The organism is Cellulomonas sp., from assembly GCF_035634735.1.
Classification (GTDB): domain Bacteria; phylum Actinomycetota; class Actinomycetes; order Actinomycetales; family Cellulomonadaceae; genus Cellulomonas.
In genome coordinates this window covers 1-5419 of record NZ_DASQCJ010000107.1, presented here as the reverse complement: position 1 = coordinate 5419, position 5419 = coordinate 1, and the positions used below count along the sequence as shown (strand labels likewise).

The 5419-nt window shown below is 76.6% G+C and carries 7 protein-coding genes and 1 tRNA gene; 5 read left to right on the top strand and 3 right to left on the bottom strand.

Annotated features, from left to right (window positions below):
* The coding region (locus VER05_RS09720) for a hypothetical protein (RefSeq protein WP_324845162.1) at positions 1 to 673 on the top strand (673 nt) is incomplete at its 5' end.
* Positions 674 to 794: 121 nt separating this feature from the next.
* On the opposite strand, the gene VER05_RS09715 is transcribed toward VER05_RS09720, so the two are convergent.
* Both VER05_RS09715 and VER05_RS09710 read right to left on the bottom strand, forming a co-directional pair.
* Positions 795 to 867, bottom strand: a tRNA-Lys gene (locus VER05_RS09715).
* 150 nt (positions 868 to 1017) lie between these two features.
* Complete coding sequence (locus VER05_RS09710; protein ID WP_324845161.1) at positions 1018 to 2364, bottom strand: glycoside hydrolase family 3 N-terminal domain-containing protein; 1347 nt, start codon at positions 2362 to 2364, stop codon at positions 1018 to 1020.
* 298 nt (positions 2365 to 2662) lie between these two features.
* On the opposite strand from VER05_RS09710, the gene VER05_RS09705 reads away from it, so the two are divergent.
* From VER05_RS09705 to VER05_RS09695, 3 genes are read left to right on the top strand one after another with little or no spacing between them, the layout of a single operon-like run.
* Positions 2663 to 3043, top strand: coding sequence for a metalloregulator ArsR/SmtB family transcription factor (locus tag VER05_RS09705; RefSeq protein WP_324845160.1), 381 nt, complete (start codon positions 2663 to 2665; stop codon positions 3041 to 3043).
* Positions 3040 to 3975, top strand: a complete 936-nt coding sequence (locus VER05_RS09700) for a cation diffusion facilitator family transporter (protein ID WP_324845159.1) — start codon at positions 3040 to 3042, stop codon at positions 3973 to 3975. The genes VER05_RS09705 and VER05_RS09700 overlap by 4 nt, the downstream gene beginning before the upstream one ends.
* Positions 3976 to 3994: 19 nt before the next feature.
* Positions 3995 to 4189: a hypothetical protein gene (locus VER05_RS09695; protein WP_324845158.1), complete on the top strand. Its 195-nt coding sequence runs from the start codon at positions 3995 to 3997 to the stop codon at positions 4187 to 4189.
* Between the two features lie 54 nt (positions 4190 to 4243).
* Here VER05_RS09695 and VER05_RS09690 read toward each other — a convergent pair whose 3' ends face one another.
* On the bottom strand, positions 4244 to 4495 hold the full coding sequence (locus tag VER05_RS09690; protein WP_324845157.1) for a hypothetical protein: 252 nt from the start codon (positions 4493 to 4495) through the stop codon (positions 4244 to 4246).
* A 201-nt stretch (positions 4496 to 4696) separates the two neighbouring features.
* Between VER05_RS09690 and VER05_RS09685 the strand changes: the two genes are divergently transcribed.
* The coding region (locus VER05_RS09685; protein ID WP_324845156.1) for a cytochrome ubiquinol oxidase subunit I at positions 4697 to 5419 on the top strand (723 nt) is incomplete at its 3' end.

The window sequence follows — 5419 nt, the reverse complement described above, 5'->3', positions numbered from 1 at the left end:
CGTTGCTGGCGCCGGAGCCGACGCGGTGACCGCGGGCCGCCTGGTCCTCGACGGCGGTGACCACGAAGCGGTCGGTGGCCTTCGGGTCCGTGCCGCGCTCGCGCGGTCGGCGGAGCGGGCGCTGCTTGCCGGTCGCGGCGTCGACGCACTCGGCCCCGTCAACGAGCTACATCTGCACCCTGCAGCCTGCAGCTGCCACGCCACCGCGGTGAGCGTCGAGGGTCCGCACGAGCGTGCACGATGGCTCCTCGCTCGCCCGCACGACCCAAGCGCGCCGACCGCCGATCTGCTGCCCGTCGCGCTCGCCGCCCGGACCGCAGCGGCTGTCGCTACCGGCTTCCCTCTCCCGGCCGCCCTAGAGCTCGGCGCACCACCGGGGCTCCGCTGGCAGGTCTGGACGCCCGACGGCGGCGGCTCGCCCCTCGCCGTCCTGCTGCACCCGCGCGACATCGTCACGGCAGCACAGTGCCTGCCCGCCGCCGGGCACATCGACCTGCAGCCCGCCGGCTCCGCCATCCGTGGCGTGACCGTGGTCGTCGACGAGCCCGGACGCTGGGCCATCGAGTTCACTCGGCCGCGCGGGTACGTCGTCCGCGAGCTCCGCGCCGACTCGGTCGCGGAGCTCGGCAGACATGTCGGCGCAGCTGTCGAGTGCCTGGCCCACCGCGGATGAGAGGAGCGCAAGCGGCGGGCCGACTCCAGAGTTTCCGGCGGGTAAGCGGCGGGTCGGGCCCCGTCGACGGCCGACCGGGTTCGCGATGCGAGCGTTTCCGCTGGTCAGCGCCCCGTGTAGGTGGGCCCCGTGGGGATCGAACCCACAACCCGCGGATTAAAAGTCCGCTGCTCTGCCAGTTGAGCTAGAGGCCCGGGAGGCGAGGGCCCGGCCGGCGGATCCCTCGGGTGCGCTCCCGCGCCGCCGGCCGCAGCGGGGGACGCGGCGGCGACGACGAGGTCGAAGGTACCGCGTCGGCGGTGCGGTGGTGGCAACCGTCGCCGTCCCCACGCGGGACGCAGGCCTCACGGCCCGGTCGCTGCCGCTCCCGCTCCCGCTCCCGCTCCTGCTGCCGCGGCGGCTCCCTCGCCGGGGGCGAGGTCGAGCCGCGGCAGGTCGACGTCGAGGCAGGACATCGCCACGGGGTCGCCGCCCGCGAGGGCGGTGACGCGCGCCGCCGCCTCCGACAGCCGGGCCTCCGGCAGCGTCCCGTCCTGCACGGCGGCGACGAGCCCGTCCCGCATACGGGCCGCGTGGTGGCCGTCGGTCGCCAGCACGGCGTCGGCGCCGGCGGCGACCGCCTGGACCGCCGCGTCGGGGAAGTCCCAGCGGAGGTTGACCGCGCCCATGCCCACCGAGTCCGTCATGGCGACGCCCCGGAAGCCCATGTCGCGCAGGAGGGCGTACGCGCGCGGGCTCAGGGACGCGGGCAGGTCCGGGTCGAGCGCGGCGTACTGCAGGTGGTTGAGCATGACGACGGGCGCACCCGCGTCGACGGCGCGCTGGAAGGGGAGGAGGTCGGTCGTCGCCAGCTCCTCCAGGTCGGCCTCGACGAGGGACGACTCCCGGTGCGAGTCGACGGCCGAGCGGCCGTGGCCGGGGAAGTGCTTGACCGCCGCGGTGACGCCCGCGTCGGCGAGGCCGCGCGCGTACGCGAGCCCGTACGCCGCGGCCTCCTCCGGGTCGGCGCTGAAGGACCGGTCGCCGATCACCCCGCCGGCGGGCCCGTCGTCGAGGTCCAGCACGGGCGCCAGGTCCAGGCCGACGCCGGCGGCGGACAGCGCCTGACCGGTCTCCGCGGCCCGCGCGCGGACGTCGTCGGGCGACTCCTGCGCGGCCATCCGGCGCGGCGACGGGCCGGGCCCGACGACGTCGCGCATGTGGGCGACCCGCCCCGACTCCTCGTCGGTGGCCACGAGCAGCGGTCGCCCGGCCGCGGCGCGCAGCCCCGTCGTGAGCGCCGACACCTGGTCGCCGCTCCTCGCGTTTCCGCCCGCGAGGAACACGCCGCCGACGCCGAGCGCGACGACCTCCTGAGCGAGCGGGTCTCCCACGCGGGTGACGCCGGGCAGCCCGACGACGAGCACGGCCGCCGCGCGCTGCTCCAGCGGCGCGGGCGTGCACGCGGGGGTGGGTGCGGGCGTCGCGGAGGGCGCGGCATCCGGGGCTGCCGCGCGCGCGGCCGGCTCCGCGGTCGCCGAGGTCGCCGGCGCGGGGGAGCCGTCCGCGACCAGCCACGCGAGCGGCGCGGCGGTGAGCACCACCGCGGCGAGCGCGGCCGCCGCGGTGCCGCGCAGCCGCGACCGCCGGGTCGCGCCGCGGGCGTGCCGGGGCGGCGTCCCGGACGGGTCGCCGGTCGCGCGGGGGCTCACGACGGCAGGCTACGTCCCGCGCGCTCGGGGCTCCTGTCGGGTGGGCGACGCGGACGAGTCCCGCCGGGCCGCCGGTCGAGCCAGGGGCGCGGGAGGTCCCCGACCGTGTCGCCGAGGTGCGCGATCTGGTGGATCGCCACGACCGGACCGGGTCGCGAAGACGGCGAGCGCCACGACGAGCAGGATCCCCAGCCCGGTCCACGCCGCGGCCGGGAGCGCCGGCGGACGCGGGCCCGGTCCGCCGGCCGGCCGGGACACCGGGTGACGCGCCGGGCCCCGGACGTCCTATCATCGCCACATGGCGATGACATCCCCAGTGGTCGATAATGAGAACGACGCCCGTTCCGCCGACGACGCAGCGCTCACCGCGCCGACGGCCGCGCTGTTCCGCGCCCTGGGGGAGCCCGCCCGGCTGACGATGCTGCGGCACCTGTTCACGGGGGAGCACTCGGTGCGCGAGCTCACGGACCACCTCGGCCTCGCCCAGTCCACGGTGAGCGCGCACCTGGCCTGCCTGCGCGACTGCGGGCTGGTCACGGTGCGGCAGCGGGGGCGGTCCTCGATCTACGCGATCGCCGACCCCGGTCGGCTCGCGACCCTGGTCGGCGCGGCGGAGGACCTGCTGGACGGCGGGTCGAGCCCGGAGGCGTGCGCGCACCTGACGGAGGCCGGGCGGTGAGCCACGGGCACGACCACGGGCACGGTCCCGCGGGCACCGGCGCCCCGGCCGACCACCGCCGCCGGCTCGCGATCGCGTTCGGCCTCACGGCGACCGTCCTGGTCGCCCAGGCGGTCGGCGCCGCGCTCACCGGCAGCCTCGCGCTGCTCGTCGACACCGCCCACATGCTCACCGACGCGGCGGGCCTGGCGATGGCGCTGGTCGCCGCGCACCTGTCGCTCAAGCCGGCGACGTCGCGGCGGACCTGGGGCTACCGCCGGGCGGAGGTGCTGGGCGCGCTGGCGCAGTCCGCGGTGCTGCTCGCCGTCGGCGGGTACGTGCTGGTCGAGGGCGTGCGCCGCCTGGTCGAGCCGCCCGACGTGCCCTCGACCGAGCTGATCGTGTTCGGCGTGATCGGCCTGGTCGCGAACCTCGTCGCCATCGCGGTGCTCGCGGGCGGGCGGAAGGCGAACTTCAACCTGCGCGCGGCGTTCCTGGAGGTGCTCAACGACGCGCTGGGGTCGGTCGGCGTCATCGTGGCGGCGGTCGTCATCGCCACCACCGGCTGGCAGCAGGCCGACGCCGTCGCCGGTCTGCTCATCGGCGCGCTGATCGTGCCGCGCGCGATCCGGCTGCTCCGCGAGACGAGCGCCGTGCTGCTGGAGTCCACCCCGCCCGGGCTCGACCTCGACGCGGTGCGCGAGCACCTGCTCGGCGTGGAGCACGTGCGCGCCGTGCACGACCTGCACGCCTCGCTCGTCGCCACCGGGCTGCCGGTGGTCACCGCGCACCTCACCGTCGACGACGAGTGCTTCTCCGACGGGCACACCGCCCGCATCCTCGACCAGCTCCAGGACTGCCTGGCCACGCACTTCCCGATCTCGGTCGAGCACTCGACGTTCCAGATCGAGCCCGCGTCGCACCGGTCGCACGAGCACCTCGGGCACGCCTGAGCCGTGCGAGGCTCGTGCCATGCCTGACGCACCCCGCCTGCCGGCCGACGACCGCCCCGCGATCATCCGGATCGTCGCGACCCTCGTGCTCGGGGGTGCGCTGACCCTGGGCGGAGTCGTCACGAGCACCCCGGCGGTCACGATCGCCGGGGTGCTCGTGCTGTTCGCCTGCTCGCTCGCGACGCGGGTCTGGTACTTCCGCCGCCGGCGCTGACCCGCCCGGCGGTGCCGGCCCGCCCTGCGACGCCGGCCTGCCCCGCGCCGCCCCTCAGCGGTCGACGTCCTCCGGCTCCGGCCCGGGGCTCGTCGGCCGCGCGGTCCCCGGCGCCCCGGACGGCACCCCCGGGACCCCCTCGGTCCCGGCCCCGACGGCGCCCGACGCGCGCGCGGCGCGGTGCTCGAGGTGCTGCGGGTCGTCCTGGTTGATGTCGTCCGGGTCGGGCCCGGGGCTCGACGGGCGGGTCGGCGGCTCGGCGGGCGTGCGGACCGGCTCGTCCCGGGGGTCCGGCGTGGTGGTCATGGCGGTCTCCTTCGCGCGGGGGCAGGCCGCGTGCGGAGCGCCGCGGCCCTGCGTGCTCCCGACGCTACGCGCGTCCCACGTGCGCGCACCCCGAGCGCGGGACCCCTGTCGCAGTGTCCGGTATGTCCGATATCGTCGCCACGTCCCCCCGGACGGGCGCCGCCGCACGCGGTCGCCCCCGTACGGGTGAGGAGACGCGTGGTGCCCTCTGTCGACCAGCTCGCCGCTGCCGCGGCGGCCGTGAGCGCGGTCGACCCCGTCCCGTGGGCCCGCTCGCAGATGGCGTTCACGCTCGGGTTCCACATCATCCTGGTGCCGCTGGGCGTCTCGTGGGCGGCGATGGCGCTGATCGCGAACTACCGCGGGGTGCGGCACGGCGACCGCGACGCCCTGGAGCTCGCGCAGCGCTGGTCGAAGTACATGGCGGTGACGTTCGCGGTCGGCGCGGTGACCGGCACGGTGCTGAGCTTCGAGTTCGGGCTGCTCTGGCCGCGGTTCATGGCGCAGTGGGGCGACGCGTTCGGGGTGCCGTTCGCCTTCGAGGGGATCTTCTTCTTCCTCGAGGCGATCTTCGTGGCGATCTACATCTTCGGCTGGCGGCGGCTGCGGCCGTGGCCGCACTTCTGGACCGGGGTGCCGATCGTGCTGGCGGGCGTGCTGGGCTCGGTGTCGGTGGTCGCGGCGAACGCCTGGATGAACGCGCCCACCGGGTACACGCTCGGCGCGGACGGCACGATCGTCGCCGTCGACCCGGTGCGGGTCATCTTCAACGAGTCGATGCCCTGGCAGGCCGCGCACATGGTGGTCGCGGCGTACCTGGTCGGCGGCTGCCTGGTCGCGTCGGTGTACGCGTTCGCGCTGCTGCGCGGTCGGCGGGACCGGTACCACCGGCTCGGGTTCACGATCGCGTTCACGGTCGCGGCG

Coding starts and splice junctions, on each gene's coding strand:
- VER05_RS09690 (WP_324845157.1), bottom strand. CDS start 4,495: ATGACCACCACGCCGGACCCCCGGGACGAGCCGGTCCGCACGCCCGCC.
- VER05_RS09695 (WP_324845158.1), top strand. CDS start 3,995: ATGCCTGACGCACCCCGCCTGCCGGCCGACGACCGCCCCGCGATCATC.
- VER05_RS09705 (WP_324845160.1), top strand. CDS start 2,663: ATGGCGATGACATCCCCAGTGGTCGATAATGAGAACGACGCCCGTTCC.